This window comes from Nocardiopsis ganjiahuensis DSM 45031 (assembly GCF_000341085.1).
Taxonomy (GTDB): Bacteria; Actinomycetota; Actinomycetes; order Streptosporangiales; family Streptosporangiaceae; genus Nocardiopsis; species Nocardiopsis ganjiahuensis.
Genome location: NZ_ANBA01000038.1, coordinates 18,890 through 43,042, shown reverse-complemented (window position 1 = coordinate 43,042; position 24,153 = coordinate 18,890). Strand labels below are relative to the sequence as shown.

Annotated in this window: 21 protein-coding genes; 11 read left to right on the top strand and 10 right to left on the bottom strand. The window is 71.0% G+C overall.

Features of this window, described 5'->3' with window-relative positions; translation table 11 throughout:
* Positions 1–58 precede the first annotated feature (58 nt).
* The 3 genes from D458_RS0132435 to D458_RS0132425 form a co-directional block, all read right to left on the bottom strand.
* Complete coding sequence (locus D458_RS0132435; protein WP_017590886.1) at positions 59–3,070, bottom strand: helix-turn-helix transcriptional regulator; 3,012 nt, start codon at positions 3,068–3,070, stop codon at positions 59–61.
* Positions 3,070–3,225 carry a hypothetical protein gene (locus D458_RS37125; RefSeq protein WP_017590885.1) on the bottom strand — a complete coding sequence of 52 codons (156 nt, stop codon included), beginning with the start codon at positions 3,223–3,225 and terminating at the stop codon, positions 3,070–3,072. Before D458_RS37125 ends, D458_RS0132435 begins: the two co-directional genes overlap by 1 nt.
* 165 nt (positions 3,226–3,390) lie before the next feature.
* Positions 3,391–3,594, bottom strand: a complete 204-nt coding sequence (locus D458_RS0132425) for a hypothetical protein (protein ID WP_017590884.1) — start codon at positions 3,592–3,594, stop codon at positions 3,391–3,393.
* Positions 3,595–3,890: 296 nt separating this feature from the next.
* Between D458_RS0132425 and D458_RS0132420 the strand changes: the two genes are divergently transcribed.
* From D458_RS0132420 to D458_RS0132410, 3 genes are all read left to right on the top strand, one after another.
* Entirely contained in the window at positions 3,891–4,586 is a 696-nt protein-coding gene (locus tag D458_RS0132420) for a hypothetical protein (RefSeq protein WP_026119901.1), read from the top strand.
* Positions 4,587–4,678: 92 nt separating this feature from the next.
* Entirely contained in the window at positions 4,679–5,017 is a 339-nt protein-coding gene (locus D458_RS0132415) for a hypothetical protein (protein ID WP_017590882.1), read from the top strand.
* A 337-nt stretch (positions 5,018–5,354) separates the two neighbouring features.
* Positions 5,355–7,169, top strand: coding sequence for a carbohydrate-binding module family 20 domain-containing protein (locus tag D458_RS0132410; protein ID WP_017590881.1), 1,815 nt, complete (start codon positions 5,355–5,357; stop codon positions 7,167–7,169).
* 148 nt (positions 7,170–7,317) lie between these two features.
* Here D458_RS0132410 and D458_RS0132405 read toward each other — a convergent pair whose 3' ends face one another.
* The gene (locus D458_RS0132405) at positions 7,318–7,923 is read right to left on the bottom strand and encodes a M15 family metallopeptidase (RefSeq protein WP_017590880.1); all 606 of its coding nucleotides are present in this window, start codon (positions 7,921–7,923) and stop codon (positions 7,318–7,320) included.
* A 192-nt stretch (positions 7,924–8,115) separates the two neighbouring features.
* On the opposite strand from D458_RS0132405, the gene D458_RS0132400 reads away from it, so the two are divergent.
* Positions 8,116–8,790 (top strand): response regulator transcription factor, encoded by a 675-nt coding sequence (locus D458_RS0132400; protein WP_017590879.1) that lies wholly within the window; start codon positions 8,116–8,118, stop codon positions 8,788–8,790.
* Complete coding sequence (locus D458_RS0132395) at positions 8,787–10,025, top strand: sensor histidine kinase (RefSeq protein ID WP_017590878.1); 1,239 nt, start codon at positions 8,787–8,789, stop codon at positions 10,023–10,025. The genes D458_RS0132400 and D458_RS0132395 overlap by 4 nt, the downstream gene beginning before the upstream one ends.
* On the opposite strand, the gene D458_RS0132390 is transcribed toward D458_RS0132395, so the two are convergent.
* Positions 10,013–13,084 (bottom strand): bifunctional [glutamine synthetase] adenylyltransferase/[glutamine synthetase]-adenylyl-L-tyrosine phosphorylase, encoded by a 3,072-nt coding sequence (locus D458_RS0132390; RefSeq protein WP_017590877.1) that lies wholly within the window; start codon positions 13,082–13,084, stop codon positions 10,013–10,015. The genes D458_RS0132395 and D458_RS0132390 overlap by 13 nt on opposite strands.
* A 92-nt stretch (positions 13,085–13,176) precedes the next feature.
* On the opposite strand from D458_RS0132390, the gene D458_RS0132385 reads away from it, so the two are divergent.
* Positions 13,177–13,665 (top strand): glutathione peroxidase, encoded by a 489-nt coding sequence (locus tag D458_RS0132385; protein WP_017590876.1) that lies wholly within the window; start codon positions 13,177–13,179, stop codon positions 13,663–13,665.
* Positions 13,666–13,785: 120 nt separating this feature from the next.
* Here the strand turns inward: D458_RS0132385 and glnA are convergent, their stop codons facing one another.
* Complete coding sequence (glnA, locus tag D458_RS0132380; protein WP_017590875.1) at positions 13,786–15,210, bottom strand: type I glutamate--ammonia ligase; 1,425 nt, start codon at positions 15,208–15,210, stop codon at positions 13,786–13,788.
* A gap of 330 nt (positions 15,211–15,540) precedes the next feature.
* Here glnA and D458_RS0132375 point away from each other — a divergent pair, with 330 nt between their 5' ends.
* The 5 genes from D458_RS0132375 (at position 15,541) to D458_RS0132350 (ending at position 20,400) form a co-directional block, all read left to right on the top strand.
* Positions 15,541–16,047, top strand: coding sequence for an RDD family protein (locus D458_RS0132375; RefSeq protein ID WP_017590874.1), 507 nt, complete (start codon positions 15,541–15,543; stop codon positions 16,045–16,047).
* A gap of 231 nt (positions 16,048–16,278) precedes the next feature.
* The gene (locus tag D458_RS0132370; RefSeq protein ID WP_017590873.1) at positions 16,279–17,697 is read left to right on the top strand and encodes an LCP family protein; all 1,419 of its coding nucleotides are present in this window, start codon (positions 16,279–16,281) and stop codon (positions 17,695–17,697) included.
* 268 nt (positions 17,698–17,965) lie between these two features.
* On the top strand, positions 17,966–19,351 hold the full coding sequence (locus tag D458_RS0132360) for an LCP family protein (protein WP_026119900.1): 1,386 nt from the start codon (positions 17,966–17,968) through the stop codon (positions 19,349–19,351).
* 165 nt (positions 19,352–19,516) lie between these two features.
* A complete protein-coding gene (locus D458_RS0132355) occupies positions 19,517–20,176 on the top strand; it encodes a DUF2975 domain-containing protein (RefSeq protein WP_017590870.1) in 660 nt (219 codons plus the stop codon).
* Positions 20,176–20,400 carry a helix-turn-helix domain-containing protein gene (locus tag D458_RS0132350; RefSeq protein WP_017590869.1) on the top strand — a complete coding sequence of 75 codons (225 nt, stop codon included), beginning with the start codon at positions 20,176–20,178 and terminating at the stop codon, positions 20,398–20,400. Before D458_RS0132355 ends, D458_RS0132350 begins: the two co-directional genes overlap by 1 nt.
* A 75-nt stretch (positions 20,401–20,475) precedes the next feature.
* Here D458_RS0132350 and D458_RS0132345 read toward each other — a convergent pair whose 3' ends face one another.
* From D458_RS0132345 to D458_RS0132330, 4 genes are all read right to left on the bottom strand, one after another.
* Positions 20,476–21,192, bottom strand: coding sequence for a DUF4191 domain-containing protein (locus D458_RS0132345; protein WP_017590868.1), 717 nt, complete (start codon positions 21,190–21,192; stop codon positions 20,476–20,478).
* A gap of 217 nt (positions 21,193–21,409) precedes the next feature.
* Positions 21,410–22,363: a lipoyl synthase gene (lipA, locus tag D458_RS0132340; RefSeq protein ID WP_017590867.1), complete on the bottom strand. Its 954-nt coding sequence runs from the start codon at positions 22,361–22,363 to the stop codon at positions 21,410–21,412.
* Positions 22,364–22,459: 96 nt separating this feature from the next.
* Positions 22,460–23,164, bottom strand: a complete 705-nt coding sequence (gene lipB, locus D458_RS0132335; RefSeq protein ID WP_026119899.1) for a lipoyl(octanoyl) transferase LipB — start codon at positions 23,162–23,164, stop codon at positions 22,460–22,462.
* 33 nt (positions 23,165–23,197) lie between these two features.
* The gene (locus D458_RS0132330) at positions 23,198–24,106 is read right to left on the bottom strand and encodes a TIGR01777 family oxidoreductase (RefSeq protein WP_026119898.1); all 909 of its coding nucleotides are present in this window, start codon (positions 24,104–24,106) and stop codon (positions 23,198–23,200) included.
* Between the last annotated feature and the right edge of the window lie 47 nt (positions 24,107–24,153).

Below are 24,153 nucleotides of genomic sequence, written 5' to 3'. Positions count from 1 at the left end.
TCAAGCGGTCATTGATCGCTTACGACCACTGACCAGGGCACATTTTCCCATCAACGATCTAGGCCAGGCCGAGTTCGCGGGCGCGGGCTCCGGCGGTCGCCCGGTTGGGGACGTCCAGCTTGCCGAGGATGTTGGACACGTGCACGCTGGCGGTCTTGGGGCTGATGAACAGCTCGGCGGCGATCCCGGCGTTGGTGGCGCCGGCGGCCAGCAGGCGCAGCACCTCCGTCTCGCGCGCGGTCAGGCCCGCGGGCGAGGGCGGAGGCACGGACTCCTCGGACAGCCCCGTGCCCAGTCTGCGGGCCAGGTCCTCGGCGGCGCGGGCCAGGGGCAGCGCCTCGCACTCCGTGGCCGCCTCGTGCGCTTCGCGGACCCTGCTCACGGCCAGGGCCCGGTCGCCCGCGGCGACCAGTGCCTCGGCCTGGCGCAGCCGCGCCCGGGCCAGGTGCAGCCGTAGGGGAGTGGCCTCCCAGGCCGCCACCGCCGCGGCCCACAGCTCGGCCAGTTCCGCGGGTTCGGTCCCCTCGGCCTCGGTGAGCAGCGCGGTGACCGTCGCCGCGTGCGCCGGGCGGACCAGGCCGTTGGCCGGCAGCTTCGCCGCCACCTCGCCGACCAGCTCGCGCACCCGCAGGGCCGACTTGGCCGTCCCGGCGTCACGGCCCCGTTCCGAACCCAGCCGGGCGGCGTCGGCCATCTGCTCCAGCAGCGGCCACGTGTACCCCGGGGAACGCTCCAGCGCCACCCGTTCCAGAACGTCCCGGGACAGCTCCAGCGCCTCGGTGACGTCACCCTCGGCCACAGCGGCGTCCAGGGCGCCCATGGTCCGCAGCTGGACGATGTTCATCCGGTGCGCGTCCAACATGGAGCGGTCGCCCACCGGACCCGCCTCGGCCCGCGCCGCGGCCGTGTCCCCCATCGCCGCGGCGGCCCGCGCCTCCACCGCCCTGATGTAGAACTGGTGCTTGCTGTCCCGGTGGTCGGGGGTCAGGTAGCGCCGGAAGATCTCCCGGGTCCGGCTCAGCTCGCCCAGCTCCAGGAGGATCTCGGCCCGGTTCTGGTGGTTGAAGGACTTGCGCGCCGGGGCCCAGCCCAGCGCCTCGTGCCTGGCCAGGGACTCCTCCAGGACCCGGAGCCCCTCCTCGTGGTGGCCGAGCTCGCGCAGGAAGTGGCCCAGGTTCCCGGCCCCGCGCACCTCCATGCCGGGCTGGCGCAGCTCCTTGGCCTTTTCCAGCCCCTCCTCCAGCAGCGGGCGCCCGCGTTCGAGGTCGCCGTCCTGCATGTAGGAGCCGCCGAGGGTGATGCGGGCGTCGGCGGCCGCGCACAGGTCGGAGAGGCTGTCGGTGTCGGCCGCCTCGATCGCCCGTCTGGCCAGGTCGCGCGGGGCGTGTCCGTCGCGGGTCAGCTCGCGGAGGAGTCTCTGCTCGTGGCTCTCCTCCCGGTCCTCGCGGTGCAGGACGCACTCCCGGGCCAGGATGGCCAGGAGCTGGCTGTACCCGGGCATGTGCGGCGGGTGCAGTTCCAGGGCCCGCACCAGGTCACTGATCCCGCCGTCGCGCACGTGGTGGGCGCGGGCCTCGCCGCGCTGGCGCAGCAGGACCGCCCGCAGTGTGAGGGTGTCGTCGTCGGCGGCGTCCTCGGGCAGGGTCGCGAGCGCCTCGTCGACCAGCTCCAGCGCCCGCCGGGTGCGGTTCGCGGAGAGCGCCGAGCCCGCGGCCCGGCTGACCACCGCAGCCCAGCTGAGCCCCTCCACCCGGCTGCTCGGGTCGGGCACCCGGTCCCACAGGGACAGGACCCGCTCCAGCATGTCCAGCCGCTCGTCGAAGGCGAGCACCTTCTGGGCCTGGGCCGCCGCCCACCAGGCGGCCTGCATGGCCCGGGGCAGGTCCTGCGCGGCCTGGTAGTGGTGGGCCTGTTCGGCGGCGCGGCGGTCGGCGGGCACCGCGTCGGGGTGCTCGTCGATGAGCTGGGCGAAGCGCAGGTGCAGCCGCGAGTGGGGGCCGGGCAGGATCTCGTTGTGCACGGCGTCGCGCAGGAGCGCGTGCCGGAACCGGTAGCCGGTGCGTCCGGGGCGCAGCACGTTGGCGTCCACCAGCGTGTGCAGCGCGGACTCCAGCTCGCGTTCGGGCAGCCCGGCCGCGTGGTAGAGCACCTCGTGCTCGATGCCGTCGGCCACGGCACCCACCGCGGCCACCCGCAGGACCGTCAGGGCGGTGTCGTCGAAGCGGTGCACCGGCTCCAGCAGGAGGTCGCGGAAGTGGTCGGGCAGATCGGGGTCCTCCTCGGCCGGACAGCTCTCGGCCGCGGCCAGTGCCTCCACGAACAGGGGTACGCCCTCACTGCGCCGGTAGAGCGTGTTCAGGGCGTCGGTTCCCAGCTCCTCCCCCCGGATGGCCGAGGCCTGGCGGCCCACCTCCTCGCGGTTGAGCGGCTCCAGGGAGATCCGGCCCACCCCGGGCAGGCGTTCGAGCTCGGGGAGCAGACGGCGCAGCGGGTGCGCGCGGTTCAGGTCGTCACTGCGGTAGGTGGCGACGATCTGGGTGCCGGGCCGGTCCAGGTTGCGGATCAGGAAGACCAGCAGGTCCCGGGTGGCGCCGTCGGCCCAGTGCAGGTCCTCCAGCACCACCGTGATCCCGTTCTCCCCGGCCACCTGGTCGAGCAGGCGCAACACCTGCTCGAAGAGGATGCCCCGGTTCTCCCTGCGGTCGTCGGACGGCTCGCCCAGTTCGGGCAGCAGGCGTGCGAACTCGCCGACCCCGCCCGGCGCCGCGGCGTCGAACGGGGTACGGCCGCGCTCGCGCAGTATCTGGCGGAGCACCGCGGTGAAGGGCGCGTAGGACAGACCGTCCCCGCCCAACTGCAGACAGGCTCCGAGGAACACCGTCCCGGCGGGCCGGGTGGCGGCGAACTCGGTGACCAGACGGCTCTTGCCGACTCCGGCGTCACCGCCGACCAGCAACGTCTCCGGCGGCCCTGTGCGCACACGGTGGGCCTGGTCGGTCAGGGTCCGCAGGTGTTCCTCGCGGCCGACGAAGAGGGGACTGGTGTCGGAAAGCAGGGGCATACCGCCCATTATGCTCTCCGCGGCCGAATACTCTTCCGGTTTTCCCGGTGCCGGGACCGCTCCTCGGCGCGCTGGCGGCGGGCGTGGCGGCTGAGTTCCGCCTGGCGCAGGCGCTCGTCGTGCAGGGCCTGGGCGGTGGCGGAGCGCAGGTCGTCGAAGCTCATGGTTTCCCCTGGTGTCGCGGGCCGGTGACTCTCACCGGCCCCACCACCCAAGGTGCCGCTAAGAACCCCCGGCGGGCATGGGGAGAAAACCCGGACTTCACGTGCCGGAACGGGGGTCCGCGGCCGAGTCCCTAAGACGCGCCCCCGCGACCCGGGGCTCCGCGCTCACTCCCGGTCGACCCGGTCGGCACCGCCCCGAAGGCCCACTCCGAAGCCGGGCCCGGGCCAGGTGGAAGGGTCGCGCCACCGTCGTCGGCGGCGCGCACGGGTCTCGGCGCGCGCCTGGCGTGCGGCGCTCAGCTGCTGGTGCTCGCGTTCGGCGGTCCTGGAGAGGGTCCGGCTGTCGGGAAACTGCTCGAAGGGGAACACGGTGGTCCTTCCGTGGCGAGGCGGAACCCGTGTCCCGCCTCCGTGGCCTCCACGTTCCGGCTGAGGGGGAGCCTCGCGCATCGGGAGGAAGGGCCGGGTTTCGGGGCGCGGTGCCCGTCGGTCGGGGCGAGTGCCCTAAGACGTCCGGGAAACTCCCTAAGCACAGGCCCCCAGGAGGGCCCGGAAGCAGTTTCCACCCGGGGTTCCGCTGGTCAGGGGCGTGTCACTGAGTGTTCGAGGGTGATCGCTCGTAGTTGTCTTGGAGTGTCACAGGGTGAACCTCAAGGAGGCGTGGGATGACTCTGGTCGCTTGCGGGACCGATCGGCGGGGCACGGGCGGAGGCGGTGGCCGGGCAGGGGGTGGCGGCGGCCGAAGGGCCGGGTGGGCCGTCACGGTCCTGGCCGCCGCAGTTCTGTGCGCGGCGCCCGCCGTCGCGGACGAGGAGGAGAAGGAGTGGGGTGTGCCCGCCGGCCTCTCCGAGGACGAGGAGGGGTTCACCGACGCGGACCTGGTGCAACTGGCCCTGTCCGGTCCGGGGCAGCCGCCGGTGCCGGGGGAGGAGGTGGTCTACCGGGCGACCGTGGCCAACGGCGGCGCTGAGCCGGTCGAGGGCGGTCTGCTCGCCCAGCACGTGCCCGAACCCGTGGAGGTGCTCGACATCGACCAGGGCGGGATGGTCGAGGAGGGCGTCGCCAACTGGCGGGTGGACGTTCCGGAGAACGGCGAGAGCGTCTACACCGTCCGGGTCCGGGTGCCCGAGGACGCGAAGGCGGGGGAGCGGGTGGTGAGCACGGCCTGCCTGCTGCTGGACCGGGACGCCGAACCCTCGGCCTGTGCGAGCGACACCCTTCTGGTCGCCGACCGGACGGTGCTCGCACGGGTGGGGGCGCTGGTCGACCGCGACGGCCTGGTGCGGGCGGCCGGCGTGGGAGTGTTGATGGTGCTGGTCTGGCTGCTGTGGCGGCAGTGGGGTCCGGCCCGGAAGGCGTGAGGCCGCGGCGTCAGGGGCGGGTTGTCTGATTTGTTACGTCAGGGCGTCAGTAAAACGAACTCATAAACTACAGCGCGTAGTAGTCTGTCGCCATGGACTTTCTCTACTCCGCGCTCGTATTCCTGCACATGCTCGGCCTCGCCGGGATCATCGCCGGTTTCCTGATGCAACTGATGACCGACAACGCCAAGGCGACCAAGGTCCTGCTGCACAGCTCCCTGCTCCAGTTCGTCTCCGGCCTGCTCCTGGTCGGGGTCGCCGAGATGGCGGACCTCACCGACCTCAACCACGTCAAGATCGCGGTCAAGCTCGTCATCGCCCTGGCCGTCGTGGTCGTCGGTGTGCTGAACCTGCGCAAGCCCGCCAAGAACCTGGCGGTCGTCGCCGGTGTCCTCGCCGTCGTCAACATCGCTGTCGCGGTCTTCTGGTAGCCCCTTCCCCTGACGGCTCCGGGAGTCCGCTCTCCGCGGGGCGCCTCCCCGACCCGCCCGCACGGGTCACCGCCGGTGGCGGCCCGGACCACGAGGTCCGGGCCGCCACCGGCTTTTCTGTGCCCTTCGGGGCCGCGGAGAAAGACTTTTCATGATCTTTCGTAGAGGTCACGCGGGCTTGCGGGCTCAGGTGCGGGCAAGACGCGCGAGATCAGCTGTTCACAAGGAAAAGCTGATCTGTTACCTTCGTCACTCCTACGCAAACTCTTGCAAAAACTGCAAGGGTGCGTCGGCGGGGCAGCGTGGCCCCGCTGAGGACTTCCCCCAAGGAGCGCACATGAGAACGACCCGCGTCGGCGTCCTCGCCGGAGCGGCTCTGCTGGGAGCCGGCCTGCTGACGGCTCCCGGCCTGGCCGGACCCTCGGACGCCGCCCCCGCATCCGCCGACACCCCCGCCGACACCCTCCAGGAGGGCGCGGCCGACACCATCGTCCACCTGTTCCAGTGGAACTGGGACTCCGTGGCCGCCGAGTGCGCCGACTTCCTCGGCCCCGCCGGATACGGCGGCGTCCAGGTCTCCCCGCCCCAGGAGCACGTGGTCGTCCCCTTCTCCGAGGGCGGCAACTACCCCTGGTGGCAGGACTACCAGCCGGTCTCCTACCGGATCGACAACACCCGGCGCGGCACCGCCGAGGAGTTCGAGGACATGGTCGCCACCTGTGCCGACAACGGTGTGCGGATCTACGTCGACGCCGTCGTCAACCACATGACCGGCCCGCGGGAGGGCGGCGGGACCGGCAGCGCCGGGACCGAGTGGGAGCAGTACGAGTACCCCGACCTGTTCGGGGACGGCGGGGCCGCCTACGGCTACGAGGACTTCGGACCCTGCTACGACACCATCGAGAACTGGGACGACAAGGAGGAGGTGCAGAACTGCCAGCTCCTCGACCTGGCCGATCTGGACACCGGCTCCCAGCACGTGCGGTCGCAGATCACCCGCTACCTGAACGGGCTGATCGGCATGGGTGTGGGCGGCTTCCGGGTGGACGCCTCCAAGCACGTCCCCGAGGACGACATGGGCGCCATCATCGGCGCCCTGGACGAGGTCCCCGGCTTCGGCGGCGCACCGCTCGTCTACCACGAGGTCTACGGCGACCAGACGATCCCCTACACCGCCTACACGCCCTACGGGCAGGTCACCAACTTCGACTACAAGCGCGACCTCGCCTCGGGTTTCGCGGGCGGTGACATCGCGGACCTGACCGACATGCCCGACCACGGCGGGCTCACCGCCGAGGAGTCCGTGGTCTTCGTCGACAACCACGACACCCAGCGCTACGGGCCGACCCTCACCCACGTCGACGGCGATCGCTACTACCTCGCCACCGCCTTCATGCTCGCGCACCCCTACGGAACCCCCGTGGTGATGTCGAGCTACGACTTCCAGGGCAACGAGACCGAGGGCCCGCCCAGCGTCGGCGAGGTCGACGGCAACCCCGCCGGGTGGATCACCGAGGACAGTGACTGCTCCACCTCGGACTGGGTCTGCGAGCACCGCGACGAGACCGTCAGCGGCATGGTCGCCTTCCGCAACGCGGTGAGCGGCACCGGCCTCACCGAACGCGCCCGGGACGGGTCCTCCCGCGTGGCCTTCGACCGGGGCGAGGAGGGCTTCGCTGCCTTCAACGCCTCAGGCGGGGCCTGGCAGCTGACCGCCGAGACCGCTCTGCCGGACGGAACCTACGACAACGCCGCCGGTCCCGGCAGCGCCACCGTCACCGACGGCCGGGTCACCGCCACCGTCCCCGCCGACGGCGCCCTGGCGCTGCACGTGGGCGGCGAGTGCGGGCAGGACTGCGGCGGCGGTCCGGAGGAGCCCGGAGACCCCGACACCCTCACCGCCACCGTCGAGACGGAGTTCGGCCAGGAGGTGCACGTGGTCGGCTCCACCCCCGAACTGGGGTCCTGGAACCCGGCTGACGGGGCTCCCCTGAGCACTGACGCCGACACCTACCCGGAGTGGTCCGGCAGCGTCACCATCGGCCCGGACACCGAGTGGAAGCTCGTCAAGGTGTCCCCCGACGGCAGCGCGGACTGGGAGTCCGGGGACAACCGGGTCGGCCCCGCCGCGTCCGTCACCTGGCGCGGCTGACCAACCACCGCAACCCGCCACCCGCCGCCGACCACCCCTCCAGGACCGTCCACTCCCCGGTCCGACCCGGGCACCTCCGCGCCGTACCCCTCCGGCACGGAGGTGCCCCTCCCGCGTTCGGCACCCGCGCTCCCGGACCACCGGGCGCTCAGCCCGCGGACGCGTCCGCGAGGGGCTCCGGACAGGTGCCACCGGGGTCCACGGTGAGCTCGTAGTGCCAGACCTCGTTGGCGTAGGTCTGGCAGAGCCCGAACCTGGCACCGTGCCGGGCGAACCAGTACGCCGCGTCCGTGCGGCCGATGTCCACCGCCGATCCGGTCACGTGCGAGGAATCCTCGGGTGAGGAGACCCACCTGGCCGCCTCCTCCTCGCTCCCGTACACCTCGACCGCCGAGTCCAGCAGGAAGCGCTGGTAGCGCTCGCTGCGCCATCCGCTGGTCACCACCGCCTCGATCCCGTCCTCCTCCAGGGCGGCGTCGGCGGCCTCGCGCACCGCCGCCAGGAGCTCGGGGTCGAGCCCGGTCAGGGCGGGCACGTCGTCGGAGGGGTCCAGGGACCCGCCCTCGGGGACGAACCCGTCCCCCTCGCCCAGGGGCGCCAACCGGTTCACCGGAAGCTCCGACGTCCAGTCCCGTCCCGCCTTCTCCTCCGACACGTCACCGCCGCCCGGGCCCGCCGCCGCACAGCCCGCCAGCGCCAGCACCGCCAGCACGGCGGTGGACAGAACGGTCGGTCGAAACCGCGCACAGCGCATGGGAACGCCCCTCCTCCTGGGCCGGGCCCTGTGCCCGGCGCCGAAGGGACCAGGCCACCAGAGGGGATGTTGCGCGGATGTGGGCCGAGGAGCCGACGTTTTCGCAACACGGCCCCTGCCTAGACTGAGTCCCCTCAGCCCGTGAGCTGCCCGGACACGGGGAGCCGGGGCGGTCGGACAGGGGGAGGCCACATGCGTGTGCTGGTCGTCGAGGACGAGGTCTTCATGGCCGAGGCCCTCCAGGCGGGGCTGCGCCACGAGGCCGTCGCCGCCGACATCGCACTGGACGGTGACACCGCGCTGGAACGGATCGGGGTCAACGACTACGACGTGGTGGTCCTCGACCGGGACGTCCCCGGCACCCACGGCGACCAGGTGTGCGCGGTCATCGCCCGCGACCACCCCGGCACCCGGGTCCTGATGCTCACCGCCGCCACCCGGCTCAGGGACAAGGTGGACGGGTTCGCCCTGGGAGCCGACGACTACCTCACCAAACCGTTCGCGGTGGAGGAACTGGTCATGCGCCTGAGAGCGCTCGCCCGGCGGCCCGCCGCCACCGTCCCACCGGTGCTGGAGCGGGCCGGTCTGCGCCTGGACCCCTACCGGCGGGAGGCCTACCGGGACGGCCGCTACCTGAAGCTGCCCCGCAAGCAGTTCGCCGTCCTCGAACTGCTCATGCGCGCCGACGGGGGAGTGGTCAGCGCGGAGACCCTCCTGGAGAAGGTCTGGGACGAGCACGCCGACCCGTTCACCAGCGCGCCCCGGGTCACGGTGTCCCAGCTGCGCAAGGCGCTGGGCGACCCCGACCCCATCGTCACCGTCCCCGGCTCGGGCTACCGCCTCGTCGCCCCGGACGAGGGCCGTTGAACGGCCGGGGGAGAGCCACGGCACCGCCCGCGCCGTCCGGGCCGAGGGTCAGCGCACGGCTGCGACTGACCCTGGGGTACGCGGCGTTCCTGCTCGTCGCGGGTCTGGCCGTCCTGGTCGGGATCTACGTGGTCCTGCGGTACGTCCCCGACTACCCGCTCACCGCCGCCAACCCGAGAGACGCCGACCTGGTGATCCCCGCACGCCCGCAGATCCTGGGGGCGGTCGTCAGGGTCTCCGGGGCGGTCCTGCTGGTGCTGTCCGTGATCGGTCTGGTCGGCGGCTGGTTCCTGGCCGGCTGGGTGCTGCGCCCCCTGCGGCAGATCAACGACGCCGTGCTGGTCGCCGCGACGGGCCGCCTGGGGCACCGGGTCGCGCTCTCCGGCCGCAACGACGAGTTCCGCCAGCTCGCCGACGCCTTCGACCACATGCTCGACCGGCTCCAGGACGCGTTCGAGGCCCAGGAGCGCTTCGCCGCCAACGCCTCACACGAACTCCGCACGCCGCTGTCGGTCAGCGCGACCCTCCTGGACGTGGCCCGACGCGACCCCGGGGGTCAGGACTACCCCCGCCTGCTGGAGCGGCTCGAGATCACCAACACTCGCGCGATCCACCTCACCGAGGCGCTCCTGCGGCTGGCCGACGCCAACGCCGTCACCGCGGCCTCCGCGCCGACCGACCTCGCCGGCATCGCACGAAGAGCGGTCGCGGAGAGCGGCGACGAGGCGCGGCGCTCGGGTGTGCGACTGAGCCACGCACTCGCTCCGGCGCCGGCGGTCGGAGACACCGCCCTGCTCACCCAGCTCACCGTGAACCTCGTCCAGAACGCCCTGCGCCACAACACCGGCTCAGCCGGGCAGGACACAGCCGGGCAGGACACAGCCGGGCAGGACACAGCCGGGCAGGACACGGCCGGGCAGGACACGGCCGGGCACAACACGGGTACGGCCTCGGTCACCACCGGCCGCGACCCCCGCACCGGCGGGGCCGTCCTGCGGGTCGAGAACACCGGACCCCTCTACACGGCGGAGGCCGCCGCCCGCCTCCACGAACCCTTCCTGCGCGGGCGGGGCCGCGTCGGCACCGGTCAGGGACACGGACTGGGCCTGGCCCTGGCGGCCCGGGTCGTCGACGTCCACGGAGGAACCCTGGACCTGCGGCCGCGCGGAGCCGGCGAAGGGGGAGGGCTGACCGTCACGGTCACGCTGCCTCCCCCTCCCGCTCAGTCGTCGTAGAAGACCCGCTCCATGACGGCGCGCGCCCGGCGGGTGGTCCGCAGGTAGGACTCGGTCAGCTGTTCCGCGGGGCCCTGCGGGTCGGGGCCCTCCTCGTCGCCCTCCTCGCCGTCGTCGTCGCCGTACCCCATGGCCTGGGCCAGCGCCGCGCGCACCCGCAGGTCGTGGGGGATCGAGTCGCCGCCCCGGCCGCGCACCAGCATGACCATCCCGCGCACCCGTGACGCCAGCCGCCAGGACTGCTCCAGCACCACGCCGTCGTCGGCCGCCAGCAGCCCGTGCGCCACCGCCACCTCCAACGCCGACAGGGTCTGGGGGGTACGCAGGTCCGGGTACTCGTGGGCGTGCCGCAACTGCAGCAGCTGCACCACCCACTCCACGTCGGAGAGCCCGCCCCGGCCCAGCTTCGTGTGCAGGGTCGGGTCGGCCCCGCGCGGCAACCGCTCGGCCTCCATCCGCGCCTTGAGCTTGCGGATCTCCAGCACGGAGGCGGGCGCGACACCGCCCTCCGGATAGCGGACGGGATCGATCAGCGCGGTGAACGCCGAACGCAGCCCCGCGTCACCGGCGATCGGACGCGCCCGCAGCAGCGCCTGGCTCTCCCACACCTGCGACCAGCGGCCGTAGTAGGCGGCGTAGGAGTCCAGGGTGCGCACCACCGGCCCGCTCTTGCCCTCCGGCCGCAGGTCCGTGTCCACCTTCAGCGGCGGCTCGGCCTGCGGCATCTCCAGCAGCCGGGCCAGCTCCCGCACGATCGCCATGGCCTGCTTGGTCGCGGCGCCCGTGTCCACACCCGGCAGCGGGTCGTGCACGTACATGACGTCGGCGTCGCTGGCGTAGGTCAGCTCACCGCCGCCGAACCGGCCCATGGCCACCACGCACACCCGGGTGAGCTCCTCGCCGCCGGACTCGGCCACCACCTTGGTGTAGGCGGCCCGCAGGGCGGCGTCGATGGTGACCGCGGAGATGCCGGTCAGCGCCCGGCCGACCTCCTCCACCGAGGACACCTCCAGCAGGTCCGCGGCGGCGGTGCGCAGCAGCTCCCGGCGGCGCAGGGCGCGCACCGCCGACACCGCCTCCTCCGGGGTGTCGTAGCGGCGCAGGGCGGCGTCCGCCTCGGCCAGCAGCGACTTGGTCTCCCGGCGCTTCAGGTCGGCGTCGTCGGCCAGGGTCGAGACCGCCTCGGGCGCCCGCAGCAGGAGTTCGGTCACGTACCGGCTCGTCCCCAGCAGCCACGCCATCCGCTCGGCCACCCGCACGTCGTCGCGCAGCAGCCGCAGGTACCAGGGGGTGGTGCCAAGGGAGTCGCTGACCTGGCGGAACCCGAGCAGTCCGGCGTCGGGGTCGGGGGAGTCCGCGAACCAGCCCAGCATCACCGGCAGCAGCGTGCGCTGGATGGCCGCCCGCCGGGACAGCCCCGACGTCAGCGACTCCAGGTGGCGCAGGGCCCCGCGCGGGTCCACGAACCCCAGGGCGCCCAGCCGCTCCACCGCCTGATCGGCGGAGAGCCGGATCTCGTCCTCGGGGAGCTTGGCCACCGCGTTCAGCAGCGGTCGGTAGAAGAGCTTCTCGTGCAGGCGGCGCACCTCGGCCGACACCCGCTTGCGGGCCTCGGTCAGCTCGCGCACCGGGTCGGCCGTGTAACCCAGGGCCCGGCCCAGCTGGCGCAGCTGCCCGGGGCCGTCCGGGGCCTTGGGGTCGGGAAGCAGGTGGGTGCGCCGCAGCCGCTCCAGCTGCAGCAGGTGCTCCACCCTGCGCAGGAACCGGTAGGCGTCGGCCAACCCGGCAGCGTCCCGCCGCCCCACGTAGCCGTACTCCGACAGCGTGGCCAGCGCCTGCAGGGTGTTGCCCGACCGCAACCGGTCGTCCGAGCGCCCGTGCACCAACTGGAGCAGCTGCACGGAGAACTCGATGTCGCGCAGGCCGCCGTGGCCCAGTTTCAGTTCGCGTTCGGCCTGTCCGGCGGGGATGTGCGCGACCACCCGGCGGCGCATCGCCTGCACGTCCTCGACGAAGTCCTTGCGCCCGGAGGCCTCCCACACCAGCGGGGAGATCGCCTCCGCGTACTCCCTGCCCAGTGCCACGTCACCGGCGATCGGGCGGGCCTTGAGCAGCGCCTGGAACTCCCAGGTCTTGGCCCAGCGCTCGTAGTACGCCAGATGCCCGGACAGCGGCCGCACCAGCGGGCCGTTCTTGCCCTCCGGGCGCAGCGCCGGGTCCACCTCCCACAGCGTGCCCTCGGCATCGGTCTCCGAGGGGATGCGCATCATCGTCGTGGCCAGCCTGGTGGCCGCTCGCTGGGCCTCCTGATCGTCGACGGGCACACCGTCCGCGTCCAGGGCGGGTTCGGCCACGAACACCACGTCCACGTCGCTGACGTAGTTCAGCTCCCGGCCGCCGCACTTGCCCATGCCGATCACGCTCAGCCGGCACAGCGCCGCGTCCTCGGGCGATTCGGCGCGGGCCACCGCCAAGGCGGCGTCCAGGGTCGAGGCGGCCAGGTCGGCCAGTTCGGCGGCGACCTCGTCGATGGTGTTCACACCGGTCAGGTCGCGCCCGGCCAACCGCAGGACCCTGCGCCGGTAGGCCACCCGCAGCGTGTTGCGCAGCACGGTCAGGGGGTCGTCGTCGGAACCCATCCCCAGGGTCAGGTCGGCGACCGGCGCGGCGTCGTCGGGCTGGGCGCCCACGGTGTGCATCAGCCCCCGGCGCAGCTCCTCGGGGTCCGGGGTGCGCGCGGCGTCGGCCCCGCGCAGCTCACGCCAGTCGCCGGGATGGCGGACCAGGTGGTCGGTCAGGGCCGTGCTGGCCCCCAGGATCCGGCACAATCGGGTCCGCAGGTCCCGTTCCTCCCGGAGCGCGACGAGGACCTCGTCGGGGTCGGACGAGGCCTCCAGCATCCGGAGCAGCCCCAGCAGGGCCTGGTCGGGATCGGGTGCCGCCGCCAGGGAGTCGATCACGTCGGTGTCGGCCTGAGCGTCCAGACCGGCCTCCGCCACCAGCCGCAGGGCCCGGGTACTGTCGCTGAAACCGCGCCGGGCGAGCGCACCTGCTGTCATGTTGGTTCTTCCGTCCCTTGCCACACGTCAACGGTAGCGGTCCGGTACCCGCCGGACAGCATGCGCCTGTCACCACGAACACAAGGAGAGACATGTCCGTCCTCGACGTAGAGATCGACGCCCTCACCGGCGGTTCCGCCCACCTGGAGCAGTACCGGGACACGGCGGTGCTCGTCGTCAACGTCGCGTCCCGGTGCGGTCTGACCCCGCAGTACACGGCCCTGGAGGAACTCCAGCAGAGGTACGCGAACCGGGGGTTCACCGTCCTGGGCGTGCCGTGCAACCAGTTCATGGGCCAGGAGCCCGGAACCTCCGAGGAGATCGCCGCCTTCTGCTCCGCCACCTACGGCACCACCTTCCCCATGACGGAGAAGGTCGACGTGAACGGTGAACGGCGCCACCCGCTCTACGCCGGGCTCGTCGGCACCGCCGACTCCGAGGGGCACAGCGGCGACGTGCGCTGGAACTTCGAGAAGTTCCTGATCGCGCCCGACGGCACCGTCGCCGCGCGCTTCGCACCTCAGACCGAGCCCGACTCCGACGAGGTCGTCAAGCAGATCGAGGCGGTCCTGCCGGGCTGACCCGGCGGCGCTGCCGCGGAAGGCGTCACAGAGAACGAGCGGGGCCACCGACGGCGTGGAGAACGCCGTCGGTGGCCCCGCTCAAGCCCCTCGGAAGCGGGGCCCCGGCCCGGTGAGGGCCTAGATGTCGTAGTAGAGCTCGAACTCGCGCGGGTGCGGGCGCAGACGCAGGGAGTCGATCTCCTCGGTGCGCTTGAAGTCGATGTAGGTCTCGATCAGGTCCTTGGTGAAGACGCCGCCCTCGAGCAGGAACTCGTGGTCGGCCTCCAGGGCCAGGAGGGCCTCGTCCAGGGACGCGGGGACCGTCTCGATCGCCGCGGCCTCGGCCGGGGGCAGCTCGTAGAGGTCCTTGTCGACCGGCTCCGGCGGCTCGATCTTGTTCTTGATGCCGTCCAGGCCCGCCATCAGCATGGCGGAGAAGGCCAGGTAGGGGTTGGCCGACGGGTCCGGCACGCGGAACTCGATGCGCTTGGCCTTGGGGTTGGAACCGGTGAGCGGCAGGCGGATGCAGGCCGAACGGTTCCGCTGGCTGTAGACCAGGTTGATCGGGGCCTCGTAGCCCGGGACCAGGCGGTGGAAGGAGTTCACCGTCGGGTTGGTGAAGGCCAGCAGCGCCGAGGCGTGCTTGAGCAGGCCGCCGATGTAGTAGCGGGCCGTGTCCGAGAGCTGGCCGTAGCCGGACTCGTCGAAGAACAGCGGCTCGCCGTCCTTCCACAGGCTCTGGTGGCAGTGCATGCCGGAGCCGTTGTCACCGAAGAGCGGCTTGGGCATGAACGTGGCGGTCTTGCCCGCCTCGTTGGCGACGTTCTTGACGATGTACTTGTACAGCTGGACCTTGTCGGCCTGGTGGAGCAGCGTGCCGAACTTGATGCCGATCTCGGCCTGGCCCGCGGTGCCGACCTCGTGGTGCTGGAGCTCCACCTCGATGCCGGACTCGATCAGGGTCTGCACCATGTCGGAGCGCAGGTCGCTGTAGTGGTCGACCGGCTCGACGGGGAAGTAGCCGCCCTTGAAGCGCGGACGGTAGCCGCGGTTGCCGCCCTCGATCGCGGAGCCGGTGTTCCAGGCGCCCTCGATGGAGTCGATCTCGTAGTAACCGGTGTTCGCACGCGTCTCGAACTTGACGTCGTCGAAGATGTAGAACTCGGCCTCGGGGCCGAAGAAGGCGGTGTCCGCCACGCCCGAGCCCTTGAGGTAGGCCTCGGCCTTGCGGGCGACGTTACGCGGGTCGCGGCTGTACGACTCCAGCGTGAGCGGGTCGTGGACGAAGAACGTCATGTTCAGCGTCTTGTGCTTGCGGAACGGGTCCAGGACGCCGGTGCTCAGGTCGGGGAGCAGCAGCATGTCGGACTCGTGGATGGCCTGGAAGCCACGGATCGACGAACCGTCGAACATCTGGCCGTCGGTGAACGTGGAAGCGTCCACGTTCTGGACCGGGAGGGTAACGTGGTTCACGCCTCCGAACAGGTCCGTGAACCGGACGTCGAGGAACTTGACGTCCTCGTCTCGGATGTAGGCGAGAACCTCGTCGACGCTGCTGAACAAAACGGAACCTCCGTGCAGGTGGCTGAGACGGCGGGCTCGCGATCCGCTCCATCGCGGACATGTCGAACCACACGCCGTCTCCCGGCTTCGTCACTGAAGCTAGGAGCGCGTGATTTCCACGCCGTGTCTCTATTGTTTCCTGCATGTTACGGAGCCAGGTGTTTTCGCAGACCAAGGCGGATGACCCGGTGATTCCGCCTGTTTCCGGGCGAAACCAGGGCGTAGTGAAGCCTTCGGAGTGACCGGCGACACGGTCGGCCCCGTCCCACGTCACACCGCTCGTGCGGGCCCGCGCGCGGGGTCCGACAGAGGACGGATAACGTGAAAAACATGAGCGACAAGAGCCGGAGCGGCACCTCCGCGGCCCCCGAAGACGACTTCCGCTACCGGGGCAACCGGCTGGGTCTGCCCGAGGACGGTCCCGGTTCGGTCCCCGGTCCCGTGCGCCGTCTGGTCGGCCTCACCCTGGACTGGGGTATCTCCGCGATGCTCGTGTGGGTCGCGATCAACCTCGGCCTCATCGGCCAGGAGGTGTCAGCGGCCGCGGCCGGCGGCGGGGACCCCGAGGCCATCGCGCTGACCAACTTCACCACCCTGTCCACCCTGGTGGTGTTCGCGGCGATGAGCCTCGTCCTGCTGACCCTGTTCGGTACAACGATCGGGCGGCGGATCGTCGGCGTGGGCATCACGGCCACGGGGGAGCGCGCCTGGCCCTGGTTCGTGTCGATGGCCGTGCGCACCCTGTTGTTGTGCCTGGTGATCCCGGCCGTGGTCTACGACCGCGACACCCGGGGCCTGCACGACCGCGCGGCGGGGACCGTCGCGACCCGCTACTGACCGCTCACCAGCGGTTCCCGACCCGTTCCCGGTGCGCTTTCTGCCGTGCGCACCCTCCACGAGCTGCTGTTAGCATCCGTTCACAGCATTTTCGCAGGGGCCCCGCGACCTCGAGTCGTGTTTCCTCACCGTTCCCTCACCGCCCCGGTGAGAGCGTCCCACGGAAACGAAACACACCCTGGCTGCCCTGACCCCGCCCCCTCAGGTCTCACCGCACCCTCGAAGGTTCGCATGGCTGGAAAACGCTCCGCCCCTCACACCTCCGGCGCCCTGAGCGCCGCGCGACTGTCCGCCGGACAGTGGATCGCCTGTGTCGCGACCGCGCTGGCCATCATCGCCAGTCTGGGTGGTTACGGCTGGTACCAGGGTCTGGTCGGTAACATCACGACCGCTCAGGTGGACACCGACGAGTGGGACCGGCCCACGAGTGTGGAGGGGGTCATGAACCTCCTGATCATCGGGTCGGACGTGCGCTCGGGTGAGAACGCCGAGTACGGAGAAGCCGAGGGTGAGCGCCCGGACACGATGCTCATCGCGAGCGTCAACGTGGACAACGGCGCGGCCACCCTGGTGAACCTGCCGCGTGATCTGATGGTGGACCTGCCCGCCTGCGAGGCCGTGGAGGGATACGAGGGTATGAGCCCCCACCAGGGGATGATCAACTCCGCGATGACCTTCGGCGGGGTGGGCTGCCAGTGGAACGCGGTGGAGCAGGTCACCGGGGTGCACCTGGACCACTTCGTGATGATGGACTTCACCGGGTTCAAGGACATGGTGGACGCGATCGGCGGGGTGGAGATGTGCATCCCCGAGCCGGTGGACGACCCCAAGGCGCACCTGGTACTGGACGCGGGGTTGCAGACCCTGGACGGTGAGGACTCGTTGGGGTTCGTGCGCTCGCGCTATTCGCAGGGCGACGGCAGTGATCTGTCGCGGATCGACCGCCAGCAGGAGTTCATGGGGGCGATGCTGCGCGAGGTGCTCAGCAGCGAGGTGATGACCAGCCCGGTGACCATCACCAACTTCCTGGGCGCGGTGACCGACTCGATCACCACCGACGACGATCTGACCATCGACACGATGGCCGACATCGCGATCTCGATGCGCGAGGTGGACCTGGACCGGGTCCAGTTCGTGACGGTACCCAACGGCGCCCACCCCGACGACGAGAACCGCATCATCATGAGCGACGCCGCTCCGGCGCTGTTCGAGGCGATCAACTCGGGCGCGGACCTGTCCGGCGGGGAGGACGAGGAAAAGGGCGACGAGGCCGAGGAGAGCTCGGTCGAACCCTCCGACGTCTCGGTGGAGATCCTCAACAACACCACTCTGGAGGGCTTGGCCCTGGAGATCCAGGCGGTCCTGGCCGGTGAGGGATACGTGGTCACCGGGGTCGGCAATCCGGAGCTGCGGGCGCCCGAGCTGACCACGGTCTACCACGGGCCGGGTGACGAGGCGGCGGCCGAGCTGTTGGCCGGGGAGCTGAGCAACGCCCAGACCGAAGAGGTCGAAGGGCTGGAGCAGACCCTGGAGCTGGTCGCCGGCTCCGACTGGAACGGGTTCGACAACGGCTCCTCCTCCGAGAGCGAGCTGTCCGTCACCGACGACCTCGGCGGCAAGACCGCCGAGAAACAGGAAAGTGCCTGCTAGGGCATCGTCTCGCAGCGCCTTCAGCTTCGCGTTCCGGCGGGTCCCCGAGGGGCCCGCCGGTGCCGTCGAGCGGATCAGGACCGCCTCCTTCCAGCAGGCGCCGGTCCGGTGACCGCCGTCTGACACACCGAGACCGGTCCGGTACCATCCGGTGAGGTTACGTCCGAGTAGACGTGCGGCTCCCCCCGCAGCGGCTCCCCCCACCGGACGGCAGCCCTCCTCTCATGTCCCAGATCGGATCGCAGGTGCCCTCTTGGCCCCAAGAAACGTGTCTACGGCCGCCGCCAAGATGAGCCTTGGCAAGTGGGCGGCGTGCGGGATGACCGGTGTGGTCATCGCCGGGAGCCTGGTCGCCTACACCGGCTACCAGGACGTCTTCGGTATCGACACCGCCGAGGTCGACCCCGACAGCTGGGGGGACCGGCCCGCGCAGGTGGACGGACTGCACAACATCCTGCTCCTGGGCACCGACGAGCGCGCGGGGGACGAGGCAGGCTACAACGAGCTCAACGGGATCCGTCCCGACGTCCTCGTGGTCGTCAGCATCGACGTGGACAAGGGCGGGGTGACCATGGTCAACCTGCCCCGCGACACGATGGTCGAGATCCCGCCGTGCGAGGGCGGCGACGACGGCGAGGGCTGGAACGGCGGCGTGGACCAGCTCAACCACGCCATGACCTACGGCGGCATGGACTGCCAGGGCAACACCGTGGAGACGATCACCGGCATCCACCTCGACCACATGGTCCTCGTGGACTTCGCCGGGTTCGAGAACATCGTGGACTCCGTCGGCGGCATCGAGATGTGCGTCCCCGAACCCATCGACGACCCCAAGGCCCACCTGAAGCTGGACGCCGGGCTCCAGGAGCTCAACGGCGAACAGGCCCTGGGACTGGCGCGTTCCCGGGACAGCGCGGCGAACGGCAGCGACCTGGGCCGGATCGAGAACCAGCAGCGCATGATCGGCGCCATCCTGCGCGAGGTCACCGGGGGCGACATCCTGTCCAGCCCGAGCAACCTCTACGGGTTCCTGAACTCGGTCACCGACAGCCTCACGACCGACGACAACCTCAACGTGGACACGATGGCCGAGCTGGCCATCGCCATGCGCGAGGTCGACCTCGGCCGAATGAACATGGTCACCGCCCCGGTCACGGACTACCCTCCCAACAACAACAAGGTGATGCTGGACGAGGCCCCGGCGCAGGAGCTGTTCTCCGCGGTGGCCGCGGGCGAGCTGACCGCCGACGAGGACGAGGACTCGGGGGGCGGGGACACGGAGAGCGCCGTCGAACCCTCCGACGTCTCCCTGCGGGTGCTCAACAACACCGGCATCGACGGTCTGGGCAGCCAGGTCGAGGCGCTGCTGGTGGACGAGGGCTTCGTCGTCACCGACACCGGCAACCCCGGCGTGCGCGCTCCCGAGGCGACCACCGTCTACCACGGGCCCGGCCAGGCCGAGCACGCCGAGGTCCTGGCCTCGGCCCTGTCGGTCGCCGAGGTCGTCGAGGAGCCCTCGCTGGGCGAGGAGCTGGAACTGGTCATGGGCGGCGCCGACTGGGACGGCCTCGCTGTCAGCGGCGGCGGGGAGGGGACCGCGCCGGGGGGCGTCGACGCCACCTCGGCCGCCGAGGACGAGGTCGACTGCTCCTAGGGAGCGCTCCGCGGCCCGTTCCGCGCTCGCGACAACTGAACGGCGTTCCCGCGAGGGGGCGGCGGCCCGGCCGGGCCGCCGCCCCCTCGCCGCGTCCCGGCGGCGTGACACCGGGCGGCATATCGTTTATCGTTATTATCGAATATCGATATGACGGAGGTTGCCATGTCTTCCCCTGGAAGGCCCCGGATCCACTGGACCCGAGCGGACTCGGTCCTTCTCCAGGGCACCCTGTTCCTCGGGCTGCTCCTGTTGTCCCTGTCCTTCCTCGCCACCCTCCTCTGGATCCTGGCGGTCGTGCCGGCCGGGGCCATGGGGTGGATGAACGAGATCACCGTCCACCACACGTCCGAGGTCGCCCGGGCCGTGCCCGACGTGACGCTCCTGGCCGACGACGTCGGTGTCCGCGGCACGGACACGCTGGTACTCGTCTTCGAGGACCCGGGCGCCCCGGAACGCCTCCTGCTGGCGCTGCCGGTCCTGCTCCAGCAGGTCCTCGGGCTGGTCGTGGTCGGCCTGGTGCTGAGGATGCTGCAGAGTCTCAGCAGCGGTGACCCGTTCGTGCCCGCCAACGTCCGCCGCGTCTACGCGGTGGCGTTCGCGGTGCTCCTCGGCTCCCTGCTGCTGCCCGTCGTGGAGTCGGTCTGCGACATCGCCCTGTGGCAGGACAGGGTCCCGGTCGACGAGGTGGCCCTGCTCGCGTTCGACCTGGGACTGGGCTCGGGACCGCTGACCGGTTTCCTCGTCGGGCTGCTCCTGGTCTCCCTCGCCGAGGTCTTCCGCCGGGGCGCCCGGATGCGCGAGGACGTCGAGGGGCTGGTCTGATGCCGCCGGAGGAGGCCAGCGGGATCAGCATCCACCTGGACAAGCTCCTGGCCGAACGGGGGATGACCCTCACCGAACTGGCCGACCGGGTGGGGGTCAGCGTCGTCAACCTGTCCGTGCTCAAGAACGGCCGGGCCAGGGCGATCCGCTTCTCCACGCTGGCCGCGCTCTGCCGGGCGCTGGACTGCCAGCCCGGCGACCTCATCAGCCACGATCCGGACTGACCCGCACACACAGGGGCCGCCACGCCCGGATCGATCCAGGTGTGACGGCCCCGTTCGCGAGTCGGAGGCGGAGGCTCAGCCCCCGGCCTTGTTGCCGCGCATGCCCTTGGGCAGCTTGGCGCCCTTCGGCATGGGGCCCTTGGGCATCTGCATCGCGGGCGGCAGCGCCTTGAGCCGGTAGTTCAGCTCGGCCGTGTCGGACTTGTCCAGGTTGCGGGGCAGCTTGACCAGCGTCCGCTGGAGCTTGGAGACCGGGACCTGGTCCTCGCCGTTGCCGACCTTGAAGTCGTAGATGGGTGTGTCGTAGGCGACGCGGGCGACGCGCTTCTTCTCCGCGGCGATCAGGCCCTTGAGGCGACCGGGGTCGCCCTCGCCGACCAGGACCACACCGGGACGGCCCACCACGCGGTGGACGACGTCCATCTGCTTGTTGGCGGCCACGCCGGGCTCGACGACCCAGTTGCCGCGCATGTTCTCCAGGATCGCCATACCGGCGCCCAGGCGTCCGTCCAGCATCTTGTACTGGACCCGCTGGGCGGCACGGGTGAACATGATGAAACCGACCAGGAAGGCGATCGGCAGACCGGTCAGCGGCCAGATGATCCAGGAGCCGGTCCAGATGCCGATGCCGACGAAGACGGCAAAGATCAGGAGCGCGACGGAGACCGCGATCGGGATCGTGCGCGGACTCTGCTGGTGCACGACCTTGGCGACCATGCCGATCTGCTTCAACCGGCCCGGCTGCTTCTCTCCACCCTTACCGGCGGTCGTGTTCTCGGGCTTCTTCGCCATCGTGCTTTCAGGCAGTGCACACCGAACGGATCGGCGGGGAAGGGGTTCCCTGAGCTGCCTTGCCTCCTCTTCGCGATCGACCTACGGTGCGGCGCCTTCCGGCGCCACCTGCGGGGGCGCCATGGGAACACCAGGATATGCGTCCGGACCCCGAGATGCGGAACGGTGGCCCGCGGGCCACCGTTCCAGCTTGGTCACGACTCGGGCGAATCGGCCGTTATGCGTTGCTCGTGGCCTCGGTGTTCTCGGCGTCACGCTTCTCGAGGGCCTGCTTGTACAGGGTTCCGGCGCGGTAGGACGAACGCACGAGCGGACCGGACATGACCCCGGCGAAGCCGATCTCCTCGGCCTCCTTGCCCAGATCCACGAACTCCTGCGGCTTCACCCAGCGGTCGATCGGGTGGTGCAGCTTGGAGGGGCGCAGGTACTGGGTGATGGTCAGCAGGTCGCAACCGGCCTCGTGCAGGTCGCGCATGGCCTCGCTGACCTCCTCACGGGTCTCGCCCATGCCCAGGATCAGGTTCGACTTGGTGACCAGACCGGCCTCGCGGGCCATGGTGATGACCTTGAGGGAGCGCTCGTAGCGGAAGCCCGGGCGGATGCGCTTGAAGATCCGCGGCACGGTCTCCACGTTGTGCGCCAGGACCTCCGGACGCGAACCGAAGACCTCGGCCAGCTGGTCGGGGTCGGCGTTGAAGTCCGGGATGAGCAGCTCGACGCCGCCACCGGGGTTGAGCTCGTGGATCTTGCGGACCGTCTCGGCGTAGAGCCAGGCGCCGCCGTCCTCGAGGTCGTCGCGGGCCACACCGGTGACGGTGGCGTAGCGCAGCTCCATCTTCTGGACGGAGGTGGCGACCTTGGTCGGCTCCAACTTGTCCAGAGGGCTGGGCTTGCCCGTGGCGATCTGGCAGAAGTCGCAGCGCCGGGTGCACTGGTCGCCGCCGATGAGGAAGGTGGCCTCGCGGTCCTCCCAGCACTCGTAGATGTTGGGGCAGCCGGCCTCCTGGCAGACCGTGTGCAGGCCCTCACCCTTGACCAGGGACTGGAGCTCCGTGTACTCCGGCCCCATGTGCGCCTTGATCTTGATCCACGGCGGCTTTCTCTCGATGGGGGTCTCGCTGTTGCGCGCCTCCACGCGCAGCAGCTTGCGGCCCTCAGGAGCGATGGTCAACGCGAACCCGTTCCCTTCTGTACCCCTTGGCGGGGACCCTCGCGCCCCTTGTGGGGGCGGCACGTCCCGATGGGGACTGGCTCATGGTGTGGTCTGTCATCCGAGCGCGGTGGCACCGGAGAGCATTCCGGTGCCGTCGGTGTGGCTGTACTCCGCCGCGCCGAGGACGTCGGCCAGATGTCGTTCGAGGTGCGGCCGGACGTCGGCGACGGTGACGGCGCGCCCCAGTTCGTAGGTGAGCGAGGTGACCCCCGCGTCAGAGATCCCGCAGGGGACGATCCGGTCGTACCACGACAAGTCATTGTCGCAGTTCAACGCCAGACCGTGCATACCGACCCCGCGGGCGATGCGGCAGCCGATCGCGGCGACCTTGCGCTCGATCAGCCCGCGCTCGGGGTCGGCGTCCAGCCAGACCCCGGTGCGGCCCTCGACCCGGCGGCCCGTGAGGCCGTACTCGGAGAGGGTGCGGATGATGGCCTCTTCCAGCATGCGGACGTAGGCGATCACGTCGATCGGGTCGGACAGCTTGACGATCGGGTACACCGTCAGCTGGCCGGGACCGTGCCAGGTGATCTTGCCGCCCCGGTCGATGTCCACGACGGGAGCACCGGGGTCGGTGATGGGACGATCCGACCTCCCGGTGCGCTTGCCCGCCGTGTACACGGGTTCGTGTTCCAGGAAGAGGACCGTGTCGGCCACTTCATCGGCGACGCGGCTCTGGTGGAGCCGTTTCTGGAGATCCCAGCCCTGGTGGTACGGGACGGGAGTGTCGCCCAGCCATGCGTAAACGAGATCACTCACACCACCACCTTACGCCCCGGTGGGAGGGCCGGGTCAGGGCAGGATGTCGGATAGCGCACTGTCGACGGTGGGCCAGAGGAAGGAATACCCCGCCTCCTCGAGGCGTTTCGGCCGCGCCCTCAGGTCGATCAGAGCGGTCTCCTCCGCGAAGTCGCCCAGGGTCGCGCGCATCGCCGTCGCCGGGACCGGCAGGATCGTCGGGCGGCCCAGGGCCCGTCCGAGCGCCTCGGTGAACGCGGCGTTGGTGACCGGCTCGGGCGCGCACGTGTTCACCGGCCCCGTGATATCGGGCCGTTCCAGCAGGAAGCGGATGGTGCCGACCTGGTCGGCCAGCGAGATCCAGGTCATGTACTGGGCCCCCGACCCCAGACGGCCTCCCAGTCCGAGCCGGTACAGCGGCAGCAGGTGCCTGAGCAGACCGCCGGAGCGGGCCAGCACCACGGCCGTGCGCAGGTGCGCGACGGACAGCCCCGCCTCCTCCGCGGGACGGGTGGCCTCCTCCCAGCTCTGGCACACCTCCGCGAGGAAGCCCTTGCCGGGCGGGCTCTCCTCGGTGGCGACCGTCCCCCCGGTGTCCCCGTAGAAGTGCATTCCGGAGGCGCTGAGAAGGCGCGGTGGCGGCGACGGCATCCGGGCCAGGGCCCGGGAGAGGGTCAGGGTGCCCCGGACCCTGCTGCGGCGGATGGCGGCCCTGCGCCGGCGCGTCCACAGGGCGGGGCCGATCGGCTCGCCCGCCAGGTGGACCACGGCGTCGGCGTCCTGGAGGGCCACGGTGTCCACGCGCCCCTGTTCGGCCCGCCACTCGGCCTCCTCCAGCCGGGGGACCCCGCTGTCCCGGGGCAGCCGACGCACCAGGCGCACCACCGTGTGCCCGTCCCCGAGCAGGGAGGCGGTCAGGGCCCCGCCGATCAGCCCGGTCGCTCCTGTGATCGCCACTCGCATAGGAGAAGGTCTATCGCCCTACCCCCTCCGGCGCCACGACCGAGGGC